The sequence below is a fragment of the Bradyrhizobium sp. Pha-3 genome (assembly GCF_042258615.1).
Classification (GTDB): Bacteria; Pseudomonadota; Alphaproteobacteria; order Rhizobiales; family Xanthobacteraceae; genus Bradyrhizobium.
Genome location: NZ_CP170152.1, coordinates 8,000,722 through 8,024,760, shown reverse-complemented (window position 1 = coordinate 8,024,760; position 24,039 = coordinate 8,000,722). Strand labels below are relative to the sequence as shown.

Below are 24,039 nucleotides of genomic sequence, written 5' to 3'. Positions count from 1 at the left end.
TGACAAGCAGGCCTGTGAATAGCCCGGAAAAGCCCCACATTGTTCGGCATGCCCGGTCGTGCCGCTATATGGCTAACCGGTTGTCCGCGATTCGTCGCCCGAGCCCAGAATCACCCTGATGCGTTTCACGCCCGAATTCCTCGATGAGCTGCGCGCCCGGCTTCCGGTCTCGGAAGTCGTGGGCAGGCGCGTGAAGCTCAAGAAGGCCGGGCGGGAGTGGAAGGGGCTGTCGCCGTTCCAGCAGGAGAAAACGCCCTCGTTCTTCGTCAACGACCAGAAGCAGGCCTGGTTCGACTTCTCATCCGGGCTGAACGGCAACATCTTCGACTTCCTGATGAAGACGGAGGGCGTGACTTTCCCCGAGGCGGTGGAGCGTCTCGCCGCGATGGCGGGTGTCCCGCTGCCGGCCGTAACGCCCGATGCGGCGCGACACGAGCAGCATCGCCGCACCCTGCACGACGTGATGGAACTGGCGACAAAGTTCTTCGCCGACACGCTGGCCTCGCGGGGCGGCGCCAAGGCGCGCGGCTATCTCGCCGACCGCAGCATCTCGCCGGCGACCCAGCTCCAGTTCCGGATGGGCTATGCGCCGCCGGACCGTTTTGCGCTGAAGGAGCATCTGGGCGCGTTAGGTATCTCGACCGAGGACATGGTGGAGGCGGGGCTGCTGGTGTCCGGCGAGGACAAGCCGGTGCCGTTCGACCGCTTCCGCGACCGCGTCATGTTCCCGATCACGGATGCCCGCGGCCGCGTCATTGCGTTCGGCGGCCGGGCGCTGGAGAAGGACGTTCCGGCGAAGTACCTGAACTCGCCGGAAACCCCGCTGTTTCACAAGGGTGACAATCTCTACAACCTGTTCACCGCGCGCCAGGCCGCGCACGACGGCGCGCAGCTGATCGTCGTCGAGGGTTATGTCGACGTCATCGCGATGGTCACCTCGGGCTTTCCCGGCGCCGTCGCGCCGCTCGGCACCGCGCTGACCGAGAACCAGCTGGCGATGCTCTGGAAGATGGTGGACGAGCCGATCCTCTGCTTCGATGGCGACCGCGCCGGCCAGAAGGCCGCCTATCGCGCCGCCGATCTTGCCTTGCCCCAGCTCAAGCCGGGAAAGAGCCTGCGTATTGCGCTGCTACCGGAAGGGCAGGACCCCGACGATCTCGCGCGCTCCGGCGGCCGTGGCGCGATCGAGGATGTGATCGGCGCCGCGAGGCCGCTTGCCGAAATGGTCTGGTCGCGCGAGATCGAGGGCGGCAATTTCGACACCCCCGAGCGCCGCGCAGCGCTCGAGGCGCGGATCGGCGAGCTCACGGGCGGCATCCGCGACGAGGTGGTGCGGCGCTATTATCGCCAGGATCTGCAGGAGCGGCTGCAACGCAACTTTGCCCCGGAGGGGGGACGTGGCGGTTACGGCCGCGGCGGCTACGGCAACCGGGGCAATTTCGGCGGCGGCCGCGGCGGCGAATCACCCCGCCAGTTTGCCTCCCGCGGCCCGGGCCAAGGTCGCCAAGCCGGCCGGTTCGGCGCCAAGGGCGGCGCCACCCCCGGGTTTTCACGGGGCCCCTATCAGGCCGCGAGCCAGCAACTGGCCAACAGCCCGATCATGCGCGGCCAGCGCAGCGCGATCTCGAGCCGCGAGGCGCTGATCCTGCAATCCCTGATCAATCACCCTTGGCTGCTGCACGACCATCTTGAGGAGGTGGCGGCGCTGGAGCTCGCCCATCCCGAGGCCCACAAGCTGCGGGCCGCGATTATCGCCGCCTTTGCCCACGACCATCACCACTCTCCGGACGTCGAGGAGCAGGCCGAGAAGATGCGCTCCGACCTCGAAGCGGGCGGATTATCGCATATTCTTCAAAGGGTTGAGCGGGCGATCACAACCCAGGCGGTGTGGGGGGCTCAGATCGGCGCGGCGCGCGAGGATGTTTTATCGACCTGGCGTCAACTCGTTGCCTTGCATCAGAAAACCCACGCCTTACTTAGGGAAAGAAAAGATGCGGAAGCCGCCTTGGCTGAAGACTCCAGCGAGGCCAATCTGGCATGGTTGCAGGATATCCAGGCCCGGATGGCAGAAGCCGACGGGACCGAAGCCCTGATTGAAGGGTTCGGCGAATTATCGGGCCGGTTCCAGCGTAATGTCTGATAACAAAAATGCTGCGGACGGCGCTGGCCGCACCCGCAAAATGACTCGCCAAATCCATGGTTTGGCTGCAAAAACAGGGTTAAGCGAAACTTAATAGCCTCACGGCTATTCAAGATTGGAAACCGTCGAGACGGATGACAGGGGTGGCGAGGTATTGCGCCGCCCTTTGTGCGTCGAGAGAGTAAATCTAGATTTCGTGCGAATGCGCGTGCGTGGCGCCATTCTGCATGACCGCGTTTCGGGAGCTTAGTGAATGGCCACCAAGGCAAAGACGCTGCAGGTTAAGGACAAGGAAAAAGACGACAAGGCAGCGGATGCTCCTGAGAAGGATTCCGCTGACGCGCCGTCGCCGTTGCTCGACCTGTCGGATGCCGCGGTGAAGAAGATGATCAAGCAGGCCAAGAAGCGCGGCTTCGTGACCTTCGATCAGCTCAACGAAGTGCTGCCCTCCGACACGACCTCGCCCGAACAGATCGAAGACATCATGTCGATGCTCTCCGACATGGGCATCAACGTCACCGAGGCTGATGACTCGGAAGGCGAGGACGAGAAGGACGACGGCGACGACGAGACCGACAACGAACTCGTCGAGGTCACGCAGAAGGCCGTCACCGAGGTCAAGAAGTCGGAGCCCGGCGAGCGCACCGACGATCCCGTGCGCATGTATCTGCGCGAGATGGGCACCGTCGAGCTGCTGTCGCGCGAGGGCGAAATCGCGATCGCCAAGCGCATCGAGGCCGGCCGCGAGGCGATGATCGCGGGCCTCTGCGAAAGCCCGCTGACCTTCCAGGCCATCATCATCTGGCGCGACGAGCTCAACGAAGGAAAGATCTTCCTCCGCGACATCATCGATCTCGAAGCCACCTATGCCGGACCTGAATCGAAGGGCGGCATCAATCCGAACCTGATCGGCAACAACGGCGCCGAGGGCGCCGCCGCTGAAGGCAATGGCGGCGATGTGCAGGCCGGTGCGCCGGCCCATGTCGCGCCGCCCGCAGCGCCGCCGTCGCCGACCCCGTTCCGCGCCGCGCCCGCCGGTGGCGAAGCCGGCGTTGAGGAGAAGGATCCCGCCGAAGCCGCCGCCGAGTCCGACATGGACGACGACGAGTTCGAGAACCAGATGTCGCTCGCCGCCATCGAGGCCGAGCTGAAGCCGAAGGTGGTCGAGACCTTCGACAAGATCGCATCCGAGTACAAGAAGCTGCGCCGCCTGCAGGAGCAGGACATCGCCAACCAGCTGCAGAGCGAGTCGCTGTCGCCCTCGCAGGAGCGCAAGTACAAGAAGCTGAAGGACGAGATCATCGTCGAGGTGAAGTCGCTGCGCCTCAACCAGGCCCGCATCGATTCACTGGTCGAGCAGCTCTACGACATCAACAAGAAGCTGGTCTCGTTCGAGGGCCGCCTGCTGCGCCTCGGCGACAGCCACGGCGTCGCGCGCGAGGATTTCCTGCGCAACTACCAGGGCTCGGAGCTCGATCCGCGCTGGCTCAACCGCGTCTCCAAGCTGTCGGCCAAGGGCTGGAAGAACTTCGTCCATCACGAGAAGGACCGCATCAAGGACCTGCGCCACGAGATCCAGTCGCTGGCGGCGCTCACCGGGCTCGAGATCGGCGAATTCCGCAAGATCGTGCACGGCGTGCAGAAGGGCGAGCGCGAGGCCCGTCAGGCCAAGAAGGAGATGGTGGAAGCCAACCTCCGTCTCGTGATCTCGATCGCCAAGAAGTACACCAACCGCGGCCTGCAGTTCCTCGACCTGATCCAGGAAGGCAATATCGGCCTGATGAAGGCGGTCGATAAGTTCGAATATCGCCGCGGCTACAAGTTCTCGACCTACGCCACCTGGTGGATCCGGCAGGCGATCACCCGCTCGATCGCCGACCAGGCCCGCACCATCCGCATCCCCGTGCACATGATCGAGACGATCAACAAGATCGTCCGCACCTCGCGCCAGATGCTGAACGAGATCGGCCGCGAGCCGACCCCGGAAGAGCTCGCCGAGAAGCTCGGCATGCCGCTGGAGAAGGTCCGCAAGGTCCTCAAGATCGCCAAGGAGCCGCTGTCGCTCGAAACCCCGGTCGGTGACGAAGAGGATTCGCATCTCGGCGATTTCATCGAGGACAAGAACGCGATCCTGCCGATCGACGCCGCGATCCAGTCCAATCTGCGCGAAACCACCACGCGCGTGCTGGCCTCGCTCACCCCGCGCGAGGAGCGCGTGCTGCGCATGCGCTTCGGCATCGGCATGAACACCGACCACACGCTGGAAGAAGTCGGCCAGCAGTTCTCGGTCACCCGCGAACGCATCCGCCAGATCGAAGCCAAGGCGCTGCGCAAGCTGAAGCACCCGTCGCGCAGCCGCAAGCTGCGGTCGTTCCTCGACAACTGATGCCGTCATTGCCGGGCTTGACCCGGCAATCCATCGAAACAAAAACGGCGGGCCGAGGCCCGCCGTTTTTTCGTTCTGATAAAGGAGCCTGTCCGCGCCGCTATTTCTTCTTCGCGCCGACGCGCTCGATGGTCTTGATCTCGAGCGGCGGGCGGCCGCCCTTTTCGGCGATCTCGCGGTCCTGCTCGCGCAGGAAAGCGCGCACCGGCTCGTCGCCGTCCAGCCCGCCCAGCAGCTCCGATGGCACGCGGCGGTTGGAGCGCTGCGAGCCGTCTTCATAGAAGACGTTGAAGAAGGCGAATTCGCCTTTGGGATTGGTCCCGGGTTTTTTCGGCATGGGCGGCTTGTCCCCGATCAGGCCGCCGCTGTCAAAGCAAATCGCCTGCCCCCCGTGCCGATCTGCCCTGCACGATTCGGCGGCATAGGGCCCTTGCGCCGTACCTATGGCGCCTGCGGTCTCAGCCCTCGAACAGCACGAACGCCGCCCATACGCTCGCGTCCCTGGCGCCGGCGACCTTGCCGTCGCGCGCATCGCGCCTGGTCTGGCGCAGCGCATCCGAGTAGGTCAGGCCCTCCGCCAGGTGCTCATAAAAGCGCACGGTGAAGTTCGCGGTGCCCTCGTCGGCGACCGGCCACAGCGTCAGCAGCGCGCGGCGGGCGCCGGCGATGCCGAGCGCGGTCGGTAGGCCGCGCAGGCCGCTGACAAAACTCTCGTCGCCGCGGCCGGTCTCGCAGGCCGAGAGCACCAGCAGATCAAGGCCGGACAGGTCCCAGTCCATCACCTCGAACGCATAGAGATAGCCGTCGCGATCGTCACGCAGCGGCCACCGGCTGTCGCCGGCACCCGACAGCACGATGCCGCTCTGCCAGAGCGTGTCGAGGCCGGACGCCGTGCTGTCGTGATAGAAGCCGTGGGTCGCCAGATGCGCGATGCGGGCCTTGCCGATCGCCTCGCGCAGCGCAGCTTCGCTGACGCCGCGCCCGGTCAGCATCTCGACTGGCGCGCCGCGCGCGCGGGCGAGTTTTGCGATTGCCTCGATCTCGGTCTTCGTGCCGGGCAGGGGCATCGGCCCCGGCTGGCCATATTCGATGCCGCCGGCGAGCAGCATCGCACCCGTCCTGTCGAGCTTTTCGCGCGCATGGATGGCGATCAGCGCGTCGGGGCTGGTCAGCATCCGGATCGTGGTGCGGTCCTCCAGCAGGCCGTCGTCGGCGCCGGGCAGCAGGGAGAACGGCACGGCAAACAGGAATCCGTCCGGCACCACATAGAGCGTGGTCTTGTCCTTCAGGACAGGCTCCAGCGGCGCGAACAACCGCGCGCGGAGGGTCTGGAAGCGGCCCTTGACGTCGAGCGCCTTGTTGTCGCGCTCCTTGGCGTCGAGATCGGGTACGCTTGCGCGCGTCGCGCGCAGCCGCGCAATCTCGGTCCGCACGCCGGTGTCGACCATCCGGCCGGGATCGCCGAGATCGATCACGCGCGGCTCGCTCGTTGCGGTCTCGACGATGGCGTAGAGCACGGTCGCGGACAGCGGCTCCTTGGATTGACGATCCGCCTTCCATTGCCGCGTGATGAAATAGTTGATGACAGCTTCCTCCGGCGCGAGCAGCTGCGAGGGACGGATCGGGTCTTGCGGCAGCTTCACGCCGATCGCATCGAGCCGCTTGCCCAGCGCCTTCTCCGCCGCGTCCTGCCGCTGCCACACGGATCGCGCCCAGTCGTCGATATTACCCGACGAGAACAGTTCCTGCTTCTCGCCGTTGAGCCGCAGCGCCGCGCGCAGCAGCGTCGCGGTCTCCTCGTCCTTGCCCGCCATCTGGGTCTCGAGCTGGCGCAGCGCCGTGGCGTCGCCGCCGCCGAGCGTCTTCCAGCGCAGCACCGCGGCGGCAAAGGCCGGCTGCGCCACCGATGACCCAGCTCCGGTGGCGAAGCGGCCGAAGGCGAACAGCAGATGGTCGGCATGGGCGCGGATCGCTTCCGCGACGGCGCGATCACCTGATGTGCCGACCTCGCGCTTCATCCAGTCGAACATCTCGCGGTCGAGGGCGGTGAACGCGCGCACGGCGCGATTCGGATCATCAGCGATCAGGGCTGTCGCGATGCCGAGCTTGATCTCGAAGCTGAGCGGATGCTGCGCAGTGAAGGCGCGGGTCGAGATCGCCAGCGCGGTCTCGCGCAGCCGCATGCCTTTGTCGGGTTCGCCGCGCTGCTCGCGCTTGCCGGCCGCCAGCACCGCGGCCTTGATGCGCAGGAAGTCCGCGAAATTCTCCTCGTTTGCGACGATCGCCTCCAGCCGCTCCAGATCGGCTTGCGACATCGCAGCGTCGCCGGTGGCGAGCATGTCGGTGTAGAACAGCCAGGCGTCGGCCTGGCCGGCGAAGCTCGGGTCCTTCGGCGCGAGCACGGTCGCAATCGCGCGATGCCGGCGGAAATAGCGGCGGGCATCGTCGAAGCGTCCGAGATTGAGAAAATCCTGCCCGGCGTTGTTGACCGTCACCAGCGTATTGAGATGGTTCTCGCCGTAATGTTTGGCGCGCTTCTCGATCGCGAACAGATCGAGCTCGAGCGCCTTCGCCGGCGCGCCGATCTCGCGCAGCATGTCGGCATAGTTGTTGGCGAGCTTCCAGGTGGTGCGATGGTCGGGCCCCAGCGCCTTCTCGGAAAGCTCGAAATTGTGCCGACCGAGATTGGTCGCCGACGCCGCCGAGCCGTTGGCCGACAGCGCGACCGCGAGCTTGTCGTTGGCGATCAGCGATTCCTCGGAGCCCTCGCCCCAATAGGCGTTGAAGGCGGCGATCGCCTTCATGTAGAGCGGCACTGCCTCCGCGATCCTGGCGTGGTCGGATAGGAGAATGGCGTACATCAGGAGCACGTCGGCATTGCCGGGCGGCGAGTGCGCCGCCGCCTTGCTCTGGAACGCGCGGACGAACAGTTTCTCGGCCAGATCGTCGCGCTTGACCGCGCGCAGCGCGGCGGTCGCGTCGAAATACCGCTCCATGACGAATTGCGCGTCGTCGAGCTTGTCTGCCGCATCCAGTGCTGCAAGCAGCTGTGCATAGCCCGCGTCGATCTTGCCGCCGCGCGTCAGCGCGATGGCGGTCTCCATCTGCGCGGTGATCGCCTGTGCGTTGCCGGCGCCTTGCGCCGGCGTGCGCTTGGCGGGGGAGTTCTGCGCTGTGGCGGTATCGATCGGTCCGATCAGAACAGCGCCGAACACGAGGATGATACTGAGCGATGCGGCTATCTTGCGCGCGCGTGCGAGGCCCCCGGTGATCCTCATCGATTGCGCATCCTCATCGTACCGCGTTCCCCGCAAATGACGGCTTCGTCGCATCACGCTCACGATGCTTTAGCGGCGCGCATTTGCATGAACAAGACACGGCGGCCGGTCGAGCGTGGCGCGGAACCGGCGAGCCGAATTCGTGCTTCTTGGTCGCGGCCAGCGCCTCCGGCGTTCACGCATCGCGCCCCGAATTGCTCCAGCGCAGGCGCCGCCGGATGCCGTGCGCCGCCGCTTGCATGCCACCGGCCTAGTCGAGCCATCGGATAATGTTACCGCCGGCATGCCGGCTGATTGTGCCGTACGCATTGGGCGGGCTTCAGGAGCGACAGCCCGCGTGCCAAGTCGTCGCACTTTCCCGGCGCCCGCCTTTCGCTTCGGAAAGGAAACGCGCGCCGGTCGAAAGCGGAGGTTTTTTCTGACCATCGTCACTTGCACCGTCCGGTCCGATTCGCGTATGAGGCGCATCCTTCCTTTTCTGCAACTTTTCCTTTGATCGAAGGCGCCCCGCCGATGTCCAACGCCACCCTCGACGCCAACAAGGCGCTGGTGCTCGCGCATTGCGACGCCGTGACCAATCGTCTCGATCCCGATGCGATTCGCGCGCAGCTGGCGTCCGACTTCTTCGACCATGCCGCCGGCAAGCGGATGAGCGCGGAAGAGGTGATCGCGCATTCAGCGGCCATGCACGAGACCTTTGCCGATCTGTCGGCGGTGGCGGAATGCCTGGTGGCCGAGCGCGACATCGTCGCCGGCCGCTTCGTCTGGCGCGGCCGGCACCGTAGTCCGTGGCACGGCATAGCCCCGACCGGCCGCCACGTCGAATTCCGCGGCATGACGTTCTGGCGGATTCACGACGGCAAGATCTCCGAGCGCTGGGCGGAGATCGACTTCGTCGATCTGGAGCGGCAGCTCAGGGATTGAGGAAAATCTGCACAACTGCGCCGCGCTGCGACCGCGATCCGCCGCCATCGTCCGCGGCGTGCATCACAGGCTGACACCGACCAAGCCGATCGCGAGCGCCGCGGCCAACTGGCCGCCGCTGCGCCGCTTCATCGCCGGCGAGCATCGGCTCGGCCTGCTCATGGCGCAGCGCCGCTTGACCGCGGCGGCTTACGAATTCCTGCGCTTCGGCGTCAAGCAGGCCTGGGCCTGCCTGTTCGGCGGCATCGCGGTGGCGCTGATGATCTGCACATGGCGCTTCTATCCGCCGGACGCTGTGCTTGCGCGCTACGACTTCCTGTTTCTCTGCATGCTCGCCGTTCAGGCCGCCTTGCTGGCAGCTAAGCTCGAGACATGGGAGGAGGCTAGGGTCATCCTGATCTACCATGTCGTCGGCACGGCGATGGAACTGTTCAAGACACAGGTCGGCTCCTGGATTTATCCGGAGCCCAGCATCTTCCACATCGGCGGCGTGCCGCTGTTCTCGGGCTTCATGTATTCCTGCATCGGCAGCTACATCTGCCGCTGCTGGCGGCTGTTTGACTTCCACTTCTCGCAGCATCCGCGCCGCCTCAGCCTGATTGCCCTCAGCATCGCGATCTATGTCAACTTCTTCAGCCACCACTACGTCATCGATATTCGCTGGCTGCTGTTCGCCTGGGCGATCTGGCTGTTCGGCCGCACAAGCATCCACTTCAAGGTCTGGACCAGCTATCGCGCGATGCCGCTGCTGCTCGGCCTCGTGCTGGTGGCGCTGTTCATCTGGTTCACCGAGAACATCGGCACCTTCACCAAGACCTGGCTCTATCCCTCGCAGCGGCTCGGCTGGTCGATGGTCTCGATCGACAAGCTCGGCTCCTGGTTCCTGCTCCTGATCATCAGCTACACGCTGGTCAGCCTGGTGAATGCGCCATTGAAGTGGAGGGACGAGAATGCGGGTGTCGGTGTGCGGCGGCGGGACGACGCAGACGCGGGTGAATTGTCAGCGCCAATGCTTTGACTGCCTCGTTTGCTCCATGGCATGATCGGACATTCGAAGCAGGAGGGATTGTTGCATGCTCAGGTGTCGTTTGGCGGTTGTATTCGGCGCCTTGCTGCTTGCCACCCCCTCTTATGCCGCCCGCTGCGGCGGCAGTTTCCCCGCCTTCGTCCAGTCGTTCTCGCAGGAGGCGGCCAACGCCGGCATCCAGCAGGACGTGATCTCCGCGGCGCTCGGCGGGGTGCAGCAGGATGGCGGGGTGCTCGCCTTCGATCGGCGGCAGCGCTACACCTTCAACAAGACCTTTGAGCAGTATGTCGCAACCCGCGTCGGCTCTGGGCGCATCAATGGCGGCCGCGCCATGTTGCAGCGTCACGCCGCGCTGCTCTCGAAGATCGAGCAGCAATACGGCGTGCCGCGCCAGATCCTGGTCGCGATCTGGGGACTGGAGACCGATTTCGGCAAAGGCGACATGGGCAAGCTGCCGGTGTTCCGGGTGCTCACCACGCTGGCGCATGATTGCCGCCGCACCGACCTGTTCCAAGGCGAGTTGCTCGCCGCGCTCAAGATCCTGCAGCGCGGCGACCTCAGGCTCAACGACATGATCGGCGCCTATGCCGGCGAGATCGGGCAGACGCAATTCCTGCCGTCGTCCTACATCAAGTATGGCGTCGATTTCGACGGCGACGGCCATGTCGATCTGCGCCACTCGGTGCCCGACGTGCTGGCCTCGACCGCGAACCTGTTGCACTCGAACGGCTTCAAGATGGGTGCGCCCTACGGCGAAGGCAGCGCGAATTTCGAGGCGATGCGCGAGTGGAACAGGGCGGTAATCTATCGCAAGACCATCGGGTACTTCGCCGATCAGCTCATCGGGCGGTGAGGGCGCGGCCACCCCCGCCCGTCATTCCGGGGCTCGCGAAGCGAGAGCCCGGAATCCATCGGGCCGCATCGCGCGTGGACAAATGGATTCCGGGTTCAGCCCTGCGGGCTGCCCTCAGGTGCGCAATTGCGCACCGGGGAATGACGAGTTGAGAGTGCAGGGCGTCCCATGGAAACGATCGGCAGCCAAAAAATCTGGTCGTTCTTCGACCGCCGCGGATGCCAGATCGCGAAGAACTCGGCGGTGCGGGAGGGGCCGGGCCATCGCGTCGGCTCCTATCTCGAACTCGCGACCAAGATCGCCGAGCTGCAATTCCTCAACCGCGACCATGTGCTGCTGTTTCGCGGCCAGGGCGCCGACTTCCGGAACGTCAAGCGTAACTCGTCGCTGAAGCCGACGCTGTTCCGCGCCGGCCGCGGCAATCCGGACCGCGAGACGCTGGCGTCGCGGTTCGCGGCGCTGGCCCGCGCCGAACAGATCCTGATTGCGGAATACGCGAAAGCAAAATTGCTGGGGCTGGAGCGGCTGAAGCGGCATCGCATCCTGCGCTGGTCGATCCTGCAGCATTACGAGGTCTGCACCACGCCGCTGCTCGACGTCACCCATTCGATCCGCATCGCGGCGTCTTTTGCTTCGCTGGCGGAGACAGGCACCGCGTTCCTCTATGTGCTCGGCGTGCCGAACTTGAGCGGCGCGATCACCGCGAGCGCCGAGGCCGGCCTGCAGATCGTGCGGCTCTCCAGCGTCTGCCCGCCCGCGGCGGTGCGGCCGCATATCCAGGAGGGCTATCTGCTCGGCGAATATCCTGAAATGTCCGGCACCGAGCAGAAGGAAAACTATTTCCCCTACGAGATGGATTTCGGCCGGCGGCTGGTCGCAAAATTCTCGTTCGCGCCGGTGTCGTTCTGGAAGAGCGACAATTTTCCGCAGGTGACCAAGAGCGCGCTCTATCCGTCGGAGCGGAGCGATCCGCTGTTTCGGCTGGCGCTCGGGGTGAAGAAGCAGTTGGGCGGTTAGTCTCGTGTCGCGAGGACGCGGATGTGTGACTCGCAGGCAGGTGTATGACCCGCGGGCCGTGCAACATCCTCAGTGTCGTCTCGGGCTTGACCCGGGACCCATCACCACAAATGTTCGTTGTTGCGCGATGTCGGAACGACGAGTCCCGCTCGCTACGTCTGCCGCGGAGTGTGGGTCCCTGCTTTCGCAGGGACGACACCGGTTATATGCACGGGCACCCGCCACGTCGCACATTCAGCTGGGCCGCGCCGCCGTCTTCTCCATCATCCGCTGCATCACCTTCCAGTAGGTCGCAGGACGGAAGCGTTGCAGCAGGTCCATGAAGCGGGCGTCCTTGCCGATCAAGATGCGCGGCTGGTTTTTCTCGATGCCGACGATGATGCGTTGCGCAGCTGCGGTCGGCGTGGTCCTGGCCAGCGCGTCGAAACGCTCGATCGATTCGGATCGGCGGGCATTATCGGTGATGCCGGTGCCGGTGCGCGAGTTGCGCGCGATGTTGGTGGCGACGCCGCCGGGATGCACGACGGAGAGCCTGACCGGGCTGCCTGCCACCGCAAGCTCGTGGCGCAGGCTTTCCGAGAAGCCGCGCACCGCGAACTTGGCTGCGCAATAGGCGCTCTGGCCGGGCGGCGCGAGGATGCCGAAGATCGAGGAGACGTTGACGATATGCGCCTCGCGCTGCCGCGAAAGCAGCGGCAGGAAGGCGCGGGTGCCGTGCACCACGCCCCAGAAATTGATGTTGAACAGCCACTCCATCTGCGCCTGCCCGATCTCGTCGAACTGGCCGAGCAACGCGACGCCGGCATTGTTGACGACGATGTTGAGCCCGTGATGGGCGGCGCCGGCCGCCTCCGCGAATGCCGCGATCTGACCGGGCTCGCCGACATCGAGGCGATGCACCGTGACCTTGCGCGGGCTCGCCTTGGCGATCTCGGCGGCGGCGGCCTGCAGGCCGGCCTCGTCGCGGTCGGCGAGCGCCAGATCGCAACCGCGTAGCGCCAGTTCATGCGCGAGCGCGCGGCCGATGCCGCTGGCGGCCCCGGTCACGGCGGCGGCAGATCCAGAGATCGCGGTCATGTCAGGTCAGCTCCATCTCAACGAGGCGTGGTGGGAGCCGTAAGGAACACGGCGGGTTTCCCCACTTTTCTCAGATTGGAACCGAACTATCCAGCGCCCAGGTGTTTGACCCTCGTCACACTTCAAACCGAGGCATTCAATCCAAGGGAGGCCCAGCCATGGGACAATCGCGACCCTATCGTGCGAAGGCCCTGGTCGTCGAAGACGACCCGATGCAGCGCGAGATGATCGAGCTGCTGCTCGCGGAGAGCGAGTTCGACGTCATTTCCTGCGAGAGCGCGGAGGCCGCAGAATTAGTGCTGCGGAGCAACGGCGACAGTATCGTGCTGCTGTTGACGGATGTCGAGCTGGCCGGAAACATGACCGGCGTCGAGCTCGCTTATGCTGCCAAGAAATACAATCCCGATCTCGATGTGATTGTGACCTCGGGCAAGCCGCTGCGGCAGCGCCTGCCTGACGGCGCTCTGTTCTGGTCCAAGCCCTGGGCTCCGCTGGACGTCATCCGGGTCGCCGAGATGAAGGCGTCGGAGCTGTCGGCCGGCGGGCCGCGCAGGTCCTGACGAGAGCAGATCCTGACAAGACCAGGGTCCTCCATAACGGAGTTGTCAGCGCTGGTGATGGGCCGGCCAGCCGCTGGCTGCTTCCGCCCTGGGGGCGGGACGTGATATTGGCGGCTGATGTCCCTGGGGATTTTGAAATGACCTGGTCCTTCCTGCTGACCACCCTGATCGTGGTCGCCTCGCCCGGCACCGGCGTGCTCTACACCCTGGCGGTGGCGCTGACCCGGGGCTCACGCGCGAGCCTGGCGGCGGCGTTCGGCTGCACGCTCGGGATCGTCCCGCAGATGATCGCGGCGATGCTCGGCCTTGCCGCCATCCTGCACACCAGTGCCATGGCGTTCGCGGCGCTGAAATGGGGCGGCGTGGTCTACCTGCTCTATATGGCCTGGCAGGCGCTGCGCGAGCGCGGCGCGCTCGCCGTCGACACCGAGATCGAGCCGCGCTCCAGCGGGCGGGTGATCGTGACCGCGATCCTGATCAACATCCTCAATCCAAAGCTGTCGATCTTCTTCCTGGCCTTCCTGCCGCAGTTCATCGCCGTCGACGAACCCCACCCGCTGGCGCGGATGGTCGAACTCAGCGGCGTGTTCATGGCGATGACCTTTGCGGTGTTTGCGGTCTACGGGCTGTTCGCGGCGTCGGTGCGCGACCGCGTCATCACCCGCCCGAAGGTGATGGCCTGGCTGCGGCGGAGCTTTGCCGCAGGCTTTGCCTTGCTCGGCGCCAAGCTCGCCTTCGCGGAGCGCTGAGTTCGCATTCCCTCGCGGCTTGCGGCAGGCAATAAAAAAGCAGGCCTTGCGCCTGCTGCCTTCTTGCGTCCCATTTGCCGGGTAGGTGGTCCCGGATCGGGTGCCCGGGCAGGGCAAGAGCCGCTACCCGGGCGAGAAATTGGTTACTTCTTGGCGGCCTTCTTCTTGGTGGCCTTTTTCGCCTTCGCCTTCTTCGCCTTCTTCGCTTTCTTAGCCATAGTATCCTCTCAAGGTTTCATGGATTGAACGCGACTCCGAGGCATGCTTGGCGGAGGGCCAGCCTCGCAACATCCTCAGTATCAAACTCAGCAGATTCGGAGGCTGCTGCCGCGTGCTGTCACCGCGCTGTCATCGTGTTATCCACAGCTGTTACGTGTTTTCGCCAGTTTTTCGCCAGCGTGCGCGATGTCACGCATCGCGGCGGCATCGCATCCGTCATGCTTAACGACGCGCAAACGGCCGGTGCGCCGATCTTCATCAATTCAAAACCACAGCACGGATTAGCGCGTGGCGGGTGAGAGTCCGTTAAGCGGCGCGGCCGCATCCTGTCCGTAAGGCAACGGGGATTGCCATTGGGAGAAAACGCCTTAAGGGGCGGACGGTCATTTCAGGAGAGGCGAGGCCGATACGGGTCTCGAACAGGGGCGATGTTGAGCGTTCCGACGCTTTGGACGGTATTCGTTATCAATTTTCTCGCGCTCGGCCTGATCTGGGCCTATGTCGCGCGCAGCTATCCAGCTTTCGGCGCGGCGCGGTTCTGGACCGCCTCCGCCTTCGTCGCGTCCGCCGGCGCCGCCTGCGCGATGCTCCGGGTGATGATGACGGACTCGCTGCTGCCGTTGCTCGCGGCGGGGACGCTGATGGTGTTCGCCGCCGGCCTTGCCGCGATGGGCATCGAGCGCTTCTTCGGCAAGCCGGTCGGCTGGCGCAGCACCGCGCTGTCCACCGCACTCGCCTTCGCCGGCCTCGGCGTCTTCATCTTTGCCTACGACAGCATGCCGATGCGCATCCTGGTCTACACCGTCGCCCAGGTCATGCCGCTGGCGCTGACGCTGAAGCTGCTGCTGTCGCCCCAGAACGGCCGCGTCAGCCCGGGCGCGCGGCTTGCCGGCATCGTCGCCTCCGTGCTGATCGGCATCTATGCGCTGCGCCTCGTCGGCGCCGTACTGGAGCCTCGCGAGTTCAATTTCGTTCGCTTCAATGCGGGGCAGTCTCTGGTGATCCTGCTGATGGTGTTCCTGTCGATGGCGCTCAATTTCGGCTTCCTGCTGATGGCGATCGACCGGCTGCGCAACGAGGTCGCCGACCTCGCGCTGCTCGATGATCTCACCGGCGTCGGCAACCGCCGCCATCTGTTGCAGAGGCTGACCGAGGAATGCGCGCGCTCCGAGCGCAACGGCGAGACCTTCGCGCTGCTGGTGATCGATCTCGACGGCTTCAAGGGCATCAACGACACCCATGGCCACGCCGCCGGCGACGCCTGCCTGCAGCACTTCACGCTGATGGCGCAGACCCGGCTCCGCCCGGGCGACATGCTGGCCCGCACCGGCGGCGACGAGTTCTGCATCGTGCTGCCGTCCTCGACGCTGCGCGAGGGCGCGATGATCGCCCGCCGCGTGCTGGAGGTCTGCCGTGCCGACGCCGAGCAGTGCACCGGCAATGACATTCCGATCGCGGTCTCGATCGGCGTTGCGCAATGGACCCGCGAGATCGGCCTGCATCCCGACCGCCTGGTCGCCGCCGCCGACCATGCGCTCTACGATGCCAAGAAGGGCGGCAAGAACGGCTATGCCACCTATGAGCCGAAGCTGCCGCCCGAGATGGTCGACCTCGTGGAGGCGACCCAGCGCAAGCGCGCCTGAGCATGCTGACGAGGAGCGATACTGGATATTTCCGTGATGATGCCTCGCCTGCTCACCGCACTCCTTGCGCTCGTACTGTCCTCCGCCGTATCAGCCGAAACCGATCTTGCAGCGATCGCGCGATCGCAGGGCACGCCCGAGATTCCCGGATTGAAGATGGTGTGGCTGTCGCCCTGGGGCGACGTCGCCAAATCGCATCCCTGGCGCAACATCATCGTTCATCAGACCGAGGGGCCGCAGGGATCGGCGCGATACGGCGCCGAGGCGCAGCACAAGAGCCCGACCCGCCGCGGCGTGATGGTTTGGGTTGAGACCGACGGCACGGTTTATTGGGCGGTCGCCGACAATCTGGTCCCAACCCACACCGACGGCGCCGACCGCAACGACAACAAGTACATCGATAACGGCAAAACCTATCGGCAGGTGAACAAGGACACCTCGATCGGCGTCGAGTTCTCCGGCAATTTTCCCGATGTCACGAAGGGCCCGACCGACGCGCAGATCGCCGCCTGGCGCGTGCTGGTGAAGCTGCTGCGCGCACGTTACGGCATTCCGCTGGAACGGGTCTATGCGCACAACTGGATCGACTTCAAGGACGCCCGCTACTGCGAAGGCTGCGCGCTCGCGACCATGGCGCGAGAGTGGGGCGAGTAGGGCGGGTAGTCGTTATGCTTGGACGAGGACGCTCGGCCCAGCATACACTCGTCATCGCCCGGCCTTGACCGGGCGATCCAGTATTCCAGAGGCAGCAGTTACTGCGCGTCCTCTCTCGACCGCCGCGGCGTACGGGGTCCCCGCTTTTGCAGGAGGACGACAGCTTCGTAGATGGGTTGAGCGATGCGATACCGATCAACTTCGTGCCGCGCTGTGGGATGATGGGTATCGCTGCGCTCCACCCATCCTGCAGACTGCCTGGATGTCGAGTACCCCTCTCAACCCTTGCGGAACAAGCGCTCGCGTTAACGACACTTGGCGATTTTCGGCCTGAGCGAGATCGCTTCGAAGCTTGTTAAAATTTGCTGGGTACCCCTTCCAAGTCCAGGGACCGGGGGAAAGACATGGCTAAGCGGGCCAAACGCAAAAAGACCGAGGCGCTCGCGCTACCGGTGGCGGGAAGAGTTGCAATTGGCGCCGTGGCGGCTGTCGCATTGGGGTACGGCTTGCTGTGGCGGCCGGCGAGCGTCCAACCGACACGGAAGCAGGCCGCGCACCAGGTCCCGGCGCCATCCAGTCCTTCGCCATCTAGTCCTGCACCATCGGCTCCTGTTCGCGTAGCGGCACCGGTTCAGGCTCCAGCGCCGGCTCCGGTTCCGATCCCGGTCCCGGCGCCCGCCCGGATCGAAACGCCAAAGGTCGCTGACGCTCCCGGAAAATTTGTTCGGCAGGTGGTCGACTACGCCAGTCACCAGACGCCGGGCACCGTCGTCATCGATACCGGAAACACATTCCTTTACCTCGTTCTGAACGACGGACAGGCGATGCGCTACGGCATCGGTGTCGGCCGCGAAGGTTTCACATGGTCCGGTGAACAGACCGTGGCCCGCAAAACAGAATGGCCGGATTGGCGTCCGCCGGCGGAGATGATTTCGCGCCAGCCCTATCTGCCGCGGTTCATGGCAGGAGGTCCCGGCAATCCGCTCGGCGCCCGGGCGATGTATCTGGGTGAAACCGAATATCGAATTCACGGCACCAACAAGCCCGATACGATCGGCAAGCGGGTTTCGTCCGGCTGTATCCGGCTGACCAATGACGATGTCGTGGACCTCTATGATCGGGTGAAGGTCGGAGCGAAGGTGATCGTGCTTCCGGCACAAGCTGCCCGTCGACCATCCCAGGGAGCGCCGCCCTACACGGCCTCAACGCAGGACCCGGCGTCGCTGTCGAACCAGCCCTCGGCAACGAACGTGCAGTTGCTGTCACCTCGACCGAAGATGGCCGACGCCCAGTAATTCAATCCGAGCATCATGCCAAATGCCAGTTTCGCAGGATGGGTGGAGCGAAAGCAGGCGGCCCGGACTTTATTGAGTATGAGCGCTTCTCGCACCGCTGCCGCGCCATGGCCGCGAGCGCACAGCGCTCGCAATACCGGGGGCGTCGTTACCCGTACATCCGCAAGCCATCGCTGGTTTCTTCTGCGTGCAGATGGATGATTGCCTTGCTACCAGAGCTTGATCCACAACCGCGTTGCTCGCAACGGGGGGCTTGCAATGTGGTGGAGGGTTATCGCGTTTGTTTACGCGCTTGGTTACTTGTGGGCTTTCTTTGATGCCGCGCATGACGAGACGGCATTTCGCCTGATCACGACAGCACTACTGCTCCCCGCGCTCGTGAGTCTGTTTTTGCTGGCCTTCAACACGCATCTTCTTCCGAAACTGTTTTGGAGAATCTACGCCATCGTATTCGTGGCGTACTGGGCGGTCCCATTGGTCTTGGGCGCGAAGACGCTGATCAACGCAAGCGGCATTCTGACTTACGCGATCATCATCGCGGTCTGCGTGGTTTTCACGTTGCCTGTCGTGCGGAGCTTGTGGTGGCTTTCCTTCGCGCACACTGAACCCGGCTCGGAGCACCTTGGTGACCCGGCCGCCCGCTAGATCGGTGTCTGGTCCGCTTTCAGATCGAGTGAATGGAAGAACAGCCACCCAGCGGCGTTCGGCTGGCAACAAAAAAGCCGGCGTTGCCGCCGGCCTTCGTGTCCGTTGGCCTGCCGGCGCGTCGCCAGCTCCCGTTTGACATGCCCTCAATTTAGAGTTACATTGTGTAACATGAAATTGAGGGCGACACGATGTCTCCGCGAGCCTATCGCCAGTCGGCACGCGCCAATGCGGTTCAGGACACCGAGCAGCAGATCGTCGGCGCCTTGAACGCGCTCCTCGCAGAGCGCTGGTTCGACGAGATCACTCTCGACGACATCGCCGCCGCGGCCGGCACCACCCGCCAAACCGTGATACGGCGGTTCGGCAGCAAGACCGGGGTGCTCAGCGCCATGGCGGCCCAGATGGATGTCTCGATCCAGTCCCAACGCTGGAGCACGCCGGCGCAAAGCGTGGCGGAGATCGTCACGCTCCTGATCGACGATTACGAACGCACCGGCGACATCATCGTGCGGACGCTCGGGCAGGAAGCGCGCATTCCAGAGTTCGCCGCTGTCCTCGACCGCGGACGCAAAGGTCATCGCGGGTGGATCAAGGACATGTTCAAAGCCTGGCTCGACAAGCTCGACGGCCAGGCCCGCGGCGATCGGCTCGCGCAGTTGCTGGTGCAGACCGATGTGTGGATCTGGCACCTGCTACGCAGGGCGCAAGGACATTCAGCGGCGCAGACACACCGGCTCATGACGCAGGCGATCGAGCGCCTGCTGCGTGAGGATCCGACGACTGATCCGGTCTCTATCGAGAAAGGACCAAGGCAATGATCAAGACGACGGATGTGGCGCCGCGTCTGCGCATCCTGGCGGCCTGCTGGGAAGGCGGCGGCAACGTGCCGCCGACGCTCGCGGCCGTCCGAGCCCTCGCCGGCCGGGGCCACGACGTGCGTCTGATCGCCGACGACACGATGCGCGTGGAGGCGATCGAGGCGGGGGCTCGATTCCTGCCATGGAAGCGCGCCCCGAACCGTCCTGATCGCTCACCTGAGAGCTGCTTCGTGCGTGATTGGGAAACCACCGATCCCCTGGCTGGCTTCCAAAGAGGGTGCGAGCGGGTCTTCGTCGGACCAGCGCAATCCTATGCCGAGGATATTCTCGAAGCACTGGCAACGGAGCCGTCCGATATCCTTCTCGGCTCGGATATGCTGTTCGGCAGCATGCTTGCCGGCGAAGTTGCGAATGTTCCGACAGCCCTGCTCGCAAGCAACATCTCGCTCTGGCCGGTCCCCGGACATCCGCCGTTCGGTCCGGGCTTTCAGCCCGCCCGGTCGGCGGCCGACAGAGCGCGCGACGCCGAGGTTTCGGCAATGGCCGAGCAATTATGGGACGGTTTCCTGCCTCGCCTCAACGCCGCCCGTGCTCATTTCGGCCTTGCGCCACTGGCCCATGTCCACGAACAGCCCTTGAGCGCCGGCCGCCATCTCCTTGCCACCAGCAGCAGCTTCGACTTTCCCACCGAGCGCCTGCCAGACCGTGTGCGCTATGTGGGACCACTGCTGGAGATGCCGAGCTGGGCCCGCGAACCATGGACGAGCCCACCAGCGCGCGAGATACGTCCACTCGTGCTCGTATCGTTCAGCACCACCAATCAAGGGCAGGCCGATGTGCTCCGGCGAGTGATATCCGGTTTGGCCGGGGAGCCGGTCGAGGCGGTCGTCACCCTCGGCAAAGCGCTTGAGGGGCTTCGCCTGCAATCGCCGGCGAATGTCACGATTCTTCCCAATGCAGCGCATGACGACATCCTGGCCAAAGCCCGCGCCGTCGTCACCCATGGCGGGCACGGCACGGTCATACGATCGCTGTGCCACAGCGTCCCCCTCATCGTTCTGCCGATGGGGCGCGATCAGAACGATAACGCCGCGCGCGTGGACTATCACGGTGCGGGCCTGCGCCTCGATTCTTCAGCGCCCCCGCAAATGATCGGCGAGGCCGTGCGGCGCGTCCTTTCAGAACCGAGCTTCGCCGAGCGGGCCGTGGCGCTTGGGCGTGCCATTGCCGAGGAAGGTAAGGGGCCTGCACGGCTCGTCGCAGAAATCGAGGACTTCGCACGGAGGTCTTCGCGAAGAGCCCTGTCCGCCGCGTGATTGGCACCCGCCGATCGCGGCGAAAACCTCGAGAACGGTCCATCGAAAGGAAACCGAAGGATGACGCACGTCTCTTCCAGCGAAAGTGGAATGACCCTGACGTCCGGCCAACTGGATGCCTATCTCGCAAGGATCGAGGTCGGTCGGCCGGTTTCTCTCGACGTCGCCAGCCTGTCGAGATTGCACCGCGCCCATGTCATGGCTTTCACCTGGGAGGCGCTGGATGCTTTCATGGGATGGCCGTCCTCGATCGCTCCGGCCGCCGCCTTCGCAAAAATGGTGGAGGGCAAGCGTGGTGGCTGGTGCTACGAGATGAACGGCCTGTTCGGCGCGGCACTCGCCGCGCTCGGCTTCCGCGTGACCCGCCTGTGCGGCGGCGTCAATCGTGAAACGCTGGGCGATATCGTCATGGGCAACCATCTGACCCTGCGTGTCGATCTCGACCGCGCGTACCTTGCCGACGTCGGTGTGTCCGACGCCATCGTGGAACCTGTACCTCTTGGAGTCGGACCGATCAGCCAACGTGGTTTCGAGTTTTCGATCGTGCCGACAGACGATGGCTGGCTGCGTTTCAGGAACCATGCGCGCGGCATGGCGCACAGTTTCGATTTCCGGCCTGATCACAGCGACGAGGCCGCCATAGCCGCTACGCTTGGCTGGCTGACGCAGGATCCCGGCTCGCCGTTCACCAACGCGCTGGCGGTCCTGCGCCACACCACGGACGGCTACATCGCCCTGCACAACGATTGTCTGCGAAGTGTGACGGCGGGCAGCGTCAGCGAACAGTGCATCACGAGCGCGGATCATCTTGCCGACACGTTCGAAACGATCTTCGGCCTCGACGTTCCGAAGCCTGGAAGCGTCTGGGAAAAAATCCAGATGGTCCTGTCGCGCCACCATGCAGAAGTCATCTGATCCCTTTGAGAACTGGGCTGAAAAAGCCCACGACCCGCCCTCCATCGAGTGCGTCAATGGCGGCGTCCTGAGCGTCATCGAACAAAACCAGCCGCAACAGGAAGAACCGCCGCTACGTCACACGCGGCACGATCAATCTGAACTGGAAGCCCGAACGCGGGAACTCCATCCGACCAAGTGAGCGCTACGCAAGATCGAGAACCGCGGCGAGCAGGAAGGCTGACCCCGGCGGCGACGCTTGCGACAAGTCTGTTCGTTTGAGAGCGGTTCGCGGGCGCGCCCAAGTCAAATCGCGCGCCATCAATGGCAACAAAAAAGCCGGCGTTGCCGCCGGCTTTCGTGTCTGTTGGCTTGCCGCCGCGCGATCAGTGCGCGGCTTCGAGTGCGGCTTCCTGCCGGGCGATCGTGCCCTTCACGGCCGACTGCACCTTTTCGAACGCGCGGACCTCGATCTGCCGCACGCGCTCGCGCGACACGCCGAACTCGGCGGCGAGGTCTTCCAGCGTCATCGGCTCATCCGCCAGACGCCGCGCCTCGAAGATGCGGCGTTCGCGCGGGTTGAGCACGCCGATCGCACCATTCAGGGCCTGGCGGCGATGATCGAACTCCTCACTCTCGGCCATCAAGGCTTCGGCGTTGGGCGAGTTGTCGACCAGCCAGTCCTGCCATTCGCCGGCTTCGCCGTCGTCGCGGATCGGGGCGTTGAGCGACGCGTCACCGCCGAGGCGGCGGTTCATGTCGACCACGTCCTGATCGGTCACGCCGAGGCGCTTGGCAATCAGCTTCACCTGGTCGGGGTGGAGATCACCCTCTTCCAGCGCGGAGATCTTGCTCTTCGCCTTGCGCAGGTTGAAGAACAGCTTCTTCTGGTTCGCGGTGGTGCCCATCTTCACGAGCGACCAGGAACGCAGAATGTACTCTTGTATTGACGCCTTGATCCACCACATGGCGTAAGTGGCGAGACGGAAGCCCTTCTCGGGCTCGAATCGCTTCACCGCCTGCATCAGGCCGACATTGCCTTCCGAGACGACCTCGGAGATCGGCAAGCCGTAGCCGCGATAGCCCATGGCAATCTTGGCCACGAGCCTGAGATGGCTGGTGACAAGCTTATGCGCCGCGTCGCGATCGTCATGCTCGCGCCAACGCTTGGCGAGCATGTACTCCTGCTGGGGCTCCAGCATGGGGAACTTGCGGATCTCGGCGAGGTAACGTGAAAGGCCGGATTCTCCATTGAGGACCGGCAACGTAGCTGTACGGGCCATTACTTGCGCCCTCCAGTGGTTCAGACCCCCGATAGCGGCGGGCCCGGCAGGTGGCCGCTGGGTTAAAGCCGGCCATGCTGCGATGTTCCGCGTTGGATATTCAACGCAGGTGCAACATACACCAAACTGTCCGTGATAGGGAAGGATTGCTGACGTCACGTCCCCGTGTGGCAGCTATAACCTATTGTCATGGCAAGGCTTTTCAGTAGGGGGTGCGTCATACCGCCGCTGTCAGCGCCCGCTGCAGGAGAAGCAAATCCTCCGGCAAGGGCGACTCCCAGTGCAAAAGTTCCCCGGTCCGGGGGTGCTCCAAAGCCAGCAGATAGGCGTGGAGGGCCTGTCGGTCGAGCGCGGTAAGTGCGTGCTTACCTTCCGCGCTGAGTTGCCCGGCCTTGGTCTTGAAGTGGGCGCCGTAAACGCTGTCGCCCATCAGGGGATGGCCGAGATGGGCAAGGTGGACCCGGATCTGATGGGTCCGCCCGGTCTCGAGCCGGCAGGACAAGAGCGAAGCGACCGGCTTGCCGTCGCGGCCGGCAAAACTCTGCTGCACGTCGAAATGGGTGATCGCCTCGCGGCCGCCCTGGCGGACCGCCATTTTCTCGCGGGCATGCGGATGGCGGTCGATCGGCGCGTCGATTGTGCCGTGGGGCCGGTTCGGCACGCCCCAGGCGAACGCCATGTAGCCGCGCTCCATCGGGCCGGTGCGGCCATGGTCGGCGAACTGCGCGGTCAGCGACTGGTGGGCGTGGTCGTTCTTGGCAATCACCATCAGCCCCGTGGTGTCCTTGTCGAGGCGGTGCACGATACCCGGCCGCTTGACCCCGCCGATACCCGACAGGCTGCTGCCGCAATGCGCGATCAGCGCGTTGACCAGCGTTCCCGTGGCGTGGCCGGCCGCGGGATGCACGACGAGGCCCCTCGGCTTATTGATGACGATGATGTCGTCGTCCTCGAACACGATATCGAGCGCGATGTCCTCGCCCTTCGGCTCGGCGGGCACGGCCTCCGGCACGTCGATTATGATCGTATCGCCCTTGGCGACATGATAAGCGGGGTCGCGCACGACGGCGTCCTTGACGGCCACGGAACCGGCGAGGATCAGCGCCTTCAGCCTGGACCGCGACAGCTCCGGAGTGCGCTGTGCGAGCACGCGGTCAAGCCGGGCCGAGCCCTCGTCGCCTGCGACGATGACCTCCAGCTTCCGACCGCCATTCGAAGAGACCTGATTCAAATCGACCTGTTGCAAAGATATAGAGCC

21 protein-coding genes are annotated in these 24,039 nt (G+C 64.7%); 16 read left to right on the top strand and 5 right to left on the bottom strand.

Going from position 1 to position 24,039, the window contains the following annotated elements; genetic code table 11:
* The first annotated feature begins 118 nt into the window (after nt 1–118).
* The gene (dnaG, locus tag ACE10Z_RS37460; protein ID WP_375785181.1) at nt 119–2,140 is read left to right on the top strand and encodes a DNA primase; all 2,022 of its coding nucleotides are present in this window, start codon (nt 119–121) and stop codon (nt 2,138–2,140) included.
* Nucleotides 2,141–2,393: 253 nt separating this feature from the next.
* Nucleotides 2,394–4,526, top strand: a complete 2,133-nt coding sequence (rpoD, locus tag ACE10Z_RS37455; protein ID WP_375785180.1) for an RNA polymerase sigma factor RpoD — start codon at nt 2,394–2,396, stop codon at nt 4,524–4,526.
* Between the two features lie 100 nt (nt 4,527–4,626).
* Here the strand turns inward: rpoD and ACE10Z_RS37450 are convergent, their stop codons facing one another.
* Together ACE10Z_RS37450 and ACE10Z_RS37445 are read right to left on the bottom strand one after the other, a co-directional pair.
* Nucleotides 4,627–4,863, bottom strand: coding sequence for a hypothetical protein (locus ACE10Z_RS37450; RefSeq protein ID WP_024581032.1), 237 nt, complete (start codon nt 4,861–4,863; stop codon nt 4,627–4,629).
* Between the two features lie 121 nt (nt 4,864–4,984).
* Nucleotides 4,985–7,804: a CHAT domain-containing protein gene (locus ACE10Z_RS37445; RefSeq protein WP_375785179.1), complete on the bottom strand. Its 2,820-nt coding sequence runs from the start codon at nt 7,802–7,804 to the stop codon at nt 4,985–4,987.
* Nucleotides 7,805–8,317: 513 nt separating this feature from the next.
* Between ACE10Z_RS37445 and ACE10Z_RS37440 the strand changes: the two genes are divergently transcribed.
* The 4 genes from ACE10Z_RS37440 (at nt 8,318) to ACE10Z_RS37425 (ending at nt 11,625) form a co-directional block, all read left to right on the top strand.
* Entirely contained in the window at nt 8,318–8,728 is a 411-nt protein-coding gene (locus ACE10Z_RS37440; RefSeq protein WP_375785178.1) for an ester cyclase, read from the top strand.
* 58 nt (nt 8,729–8,786) lie between these two features.
* Nucleotides 8,787–9,746: a DUF817 domain-containing protein gene (locus ACE10Z_RS37435; RefSeq protein ID WP_375785177.1), complete on the top strand. Its 960-nt coding sequence runs from the start codon at nt 8,787–8,789 to the stop codon at nt 9,744–9,746.
* 55 nt (nt 9,747–9,801) lie between these two features.
* Complete coding sequence (locus ACE10Z_RS37430; protein WP_375785176.1) at nt 9,802–10,608, top strand: lytic transglycosylase domain-containing protein; 807 nt, start codon at nt 9,802–9,804, stop codon at nt 10,606–10,608.
* Between the two features lie 168 nt (nt 10,609–10,776).
* Nucleotides 10,777–11,625 (top strand): FRG domain-containing protein, encoded by an 849-nt coding sequence (locus tag ACE10Z_RS37425; protein ID WP_375785175.1) that lies wholly within the window; start codon nt 10,777–10,779, stop codon nt 11,623–11,625.
* Nucleotides 11,626–11,859: 234 nt separating this feature from the next.
* Here the strand turns inward: ACE10Z_RS37425 and ACE10Z_RS37420 are convergent, their stop codons facing one another.
* A complete protein-coding gene (locus tag ACE10Z_RS37420; protein WP_375785174.1) occupies nt 11,860–12,702 on the bottom strand; it encodes an SDR family NAD(P)-dependent oxidoreductase in 843 nt (280 codons plus the stop codon).
* 158 nt (nt 12,703–12,860) lie between these two features.
* Between ACE10Z_RS37420 and ACE10Z_RS37415 the strand changes: the two genes are divergently transcribed.
* The 10 genes from ACE10Z_RS37415 (at nt 12,861) to ACE10Z_RS37370 (ending at nt 21,700) form a co-directional block, all read left to right on the top strand.
* Nucleotides 12,861–13,262, top strand: a complete 402-nt coding sequence (locus tag ACE10Z_RS37415; protein WP_375785173.1) for a response regulator — start codon at nt 12,861–12,863, stop codon at nt 13,260–13,262.
* A gap of 137 nt (nt 13,263–13,399) precedes the next feature.
* Nucleotides 13,400–14,011 (top strand): LysE family translocator, encoded by a 612-nt coding sequence (locus ACE10Z_RS37410; RefSeq protein WP_375785172.1) that lies wholly within the window; start codon nt 13,400–13,402, stop codon nt 14,009–14,011.
* A gap of 647 nt (nt 14,012–14,658) precedes the next feature.
* Complete coding sequence (locus ACE10Z_RS37405) at nt 14,659–15,873, top strand: GGDEF domain-containing protein (protein ID WP_375785171.1); 1,215 nt, start codon at nt 14,659–14,661, stop codon at nt 15,871–15,873.
* 36 nt (nt 15,874–15,909) lie between these two features.
* Nucleotides 15,910–16,527, top strand: coding sequence for an N-acetylmuramoyl-L-alanine amidase (locus ACE10Z_RS37400; RefSeq protein WP_375790019.1), 618 nt, complete (start codon nt 15,910–15,912; stop codon nt 16,525–16,527).
* A 404-nt stretch (nt 16,528–16,931) separates the two neighbouring features.
* On the top strand, nt 16,932–17,822 hold the full coding sequence (locus ACE10Z_RS37395) for a L,D-transpeptidase (RefSeq protein WP_375790018.1): 891 nt from the start codon (nt 16,932–16,934) through the stop codon (nt 17,820–17,822).
* Nucleotides 17,823–18,080: 258 nt separating this feature from the next.
* Complete coding sequence (locus ACE10Z_RS37390; protein WP_375785170.1) at nt 18,081–18,467, top strand: hypothetical protein; 387 nt, start codon at nt 18,081–18,083, stop codon at nt 18,465–18,467.
* A 266-nt stretch (nt 18,468–18,733) separates the two neighbouring features.
* On the top strand, nt 18,734–19,288 hold the full coding sequence (locus ACE10Z_RS37385; protein ID WP_375785169.1) for a TetR/AcrR family transcriptional regulator: 555 nt from the start codon (nt 18,734–18,736) through the stop codon (nt 19,286–19,288).
* The gene (locus ACE10Z_RS37380) at nt 19,285–20,604 is read left to right on the top strand and encodes a nucleotide disphospho-sugar-binding domain-containing protein (RefSeq protein WP_375785168.1); all 1,320 of its coding nucleotides are present in this window, start codon (nt 19,285–19,287) and stop codon (nt 20,602–20,604) included. Before ACE10Z_RS37385 ends, ACE10Z_RS37380 begins: the two co-directional genes overlap by 4 nt.
* A gap of 90 nt (nt 20,605–20,694) precedes the next feature.
* The gene (locus tag ACE10Z_RS37375) at nt 20,695–21,519 is read left to right on the top strand and encodes an arylamine N-acetyltransferase (protein WP_375785167.1); all 825 of its coding nucleotides are present in this window, start codon (nt 20,695–20,697) and stop codon (nt 21,517–21,519) included.
* Nucleotides 21,503–21,700, top strand: coding sequence for a hypothetical protein (locus ACE10Z_RS37370; RefSeq protein ID WP_375785166.1), 198 nt, complete (start codon nt 21,503–21,505; stop codon nt 21,698–21,700). The genes ACE10Z_RS37375 and ACE10Z_RS37370 overlap by 17 nt, the downstream gene beginning before the upstream one ends.
* Nucleotides 21,701–21,884: 184 nt before the next feature.
* On the opposite strand, the gene rpoH is transcribed toward ACE10Z_RS37370, so the two are convergent.
* Together rpoH and ACE10Z_RS37360 are read right to left on the bottom strand one after the other, a co-directional pair.
* Nucleotides 21,885–22,781, bottom strand: a complete 897-nt coding sequence (gene rpoH / locus ACE10Z_RS37365; protein ID WP_021077401.1) for an RNA polymerase sigma factor RpoH — start codon at nt 22,779–22,781, stop codon at nt 21,885–21,887.
* Between the two features lie 217 nt (nt 22,782–22,998).
* On the bottom strand, nt 22,999–23,979 hold the full coding sequence (locus tag ACE10Z_RS37360) for an RluA family pseudouridine synthase (protein WP_375790017.1): 981 nt from the start codon (nt 23,977–23,979) through the stop codon (nt 22,999–23,001).
* Nucleotides 23,980–24,039: the final 60 nt, after the last annotated feature.